Origin of the sequence: Peptostreptococcus canis (assembly GCF_014229965.1) — a bacterium.
Taxonomy (GTDB): domain Bacteria; phylum Bacillota; class Clostridia; order Peptostreptococcales; family Peptostreptococcaceae; genus Peptostreptococcus; species Peptostreptococcus canis.
In genome coordinates this window covers 1-1679 of the sequence record NZ_JABGBW010000017.1, presented here as the reverse complement: position 1 = coordinate 1679, position 1679 = coordinate 1, and the positions used below count along the sequence as shown (strand labels likewise).

Below are 1679 nucleotides of genomic sequence, written 5' to 3'. Positions count from 1 at the left end.
AAGAGCTTCTCTGGCTTCCTTGTAAGTTGCATATGGGAGTCTTTCTAATACTTGATCCACCATTTCAACTGTTATCTGTGTCATTTTTTTCTCCTTATATAATGTATTTAGGTTGTTAAAGGTAACCTATAATCCTTTTTCGACTGAATATTATTCAGTTTTACTGTATAATATTGTTATTAGATAGAGTGTACTCGTTTTCTCCTTGATATTTAATCTCGTACTTGAAAGAGTGAGTCCTCTAATCTTTTAACTGTTTACGAATAAGTTAGATGTTGACCCTTTCAGGGTACTTCGGATTTACCATAAGGCAGTAACGTTATTAGATTTTGAGGTGTCTATCTAAAATATTATTTCAGAGGTATCTTATGTTTTATTTAGGTATTGATATTGGTAAAAATACTCATGTGGCTTCATTAATTGATGATAAGAAAAAAGTTATCTTCAAGGCTTTTTCTTTCTCTAACTCTATTGATGTAGCAGATAGTTTAGTTTCTAAACTAAATCCTTTCAAAAATGAACTTGAAATTGGTATGGAAGCTACAGGTCATTATTGGCTAAGTCTATACTCATATCTTGACCAAAAGAATTTTACTGTTCGTGTTATTAATCCAATCCAAACTGATGGTTGGAGACAAGGTATTGAAATTAGAAAGAGAAAAACTGATATTATTGATTCTCTTTTAATAGCCGATCTTCTTCGTTATGGTGACTTTGTTGAAACATCACTTTCTAATGAAGATTATTTATCTTTAAGAAATCTTTCCAGATTTAGATCTTATCTAATTTCTTCAATTGGTGATCTTAAGAGAAAAAACAATTGCTCTTTTAGATCAAGTTTTCCCTGAATATGCTTCTTCCTTCAGTAATATTTTTGGAAAGACTTCAAAACAAATTCTAGAGAATTTTTCATCTCCATCTGATTTTAAAGATATTAGTTCTGTAGATTTACAATCTTTTTTAGACAATGTTACTAAAAGATTTTCCAATCCTTCAAAACTTATTGCTTACGCGAGTCTTGATGCCGGTATTTCTCAGTCCGGAGAGTTTGAATCCACTTCTAATCATATGACTAAAAGAGGTTCTCCTTATTTAAGACGTGCTTTGTTTCAATCTGCTCTTAGAGCTGAATTTTGTGACCCTGTTTTTTCTAATTATTACCAAAAGAAAATTGCAGAAGGAAAACATCATTCAGTAGCTACTAATACTGTTGCTAGAAAGCTTTGTCATACTATTTTTGCTGTTTTAACTAAAAACGAACCTTATCAGGAACAAAGTTAGTTTTTGCTTAATTGTAAATTAATTTTTGAAAAAGTTTCTGTATATGATGATCTTTGTTCGGGTGAAGCCTTTATCATTTACAGGTTCTTTTGAAAAAAATTACAATCTAAAAAGCAAAAACTTTGCTAACCCTGTTTTTAAAATCTTAAACTCCAGGGTATTTTTTCATGCTTATTTTTATTCAGTTTTTATCAATATCAACCCTTATATTTTTTTTCGTTTCACCTCTTGACTTTTAATAGTTAGTCTTTCTCTAAAATATCATCTATATAGTATTTAATATATTGGAACTAAACTTAGACTTTTAAAAACAATATATGTTATAATTATTTAAGTATAATATTTATGTATTTATAATACCTCTAAAAATTTTAATGAATATTGTATTCTTTTTTTAG

1 pseudogene is annotated in these 1679 nt (G+C 28.7%); it reads left to right on the top strand.

Annotation, left to right across the window (positions count from 1 at the left end):
* The first annotated feature begins 368 nt into the window (after positions 1 to 368).
* Positions 369 to 1281 (top strand): annotated as a pseudogene (locus HLB29_RS09365) (IS110 family transposase).
* The last annotated feature ends 398 nt before the right edge of the window (positions 1282 to 1679 follow it).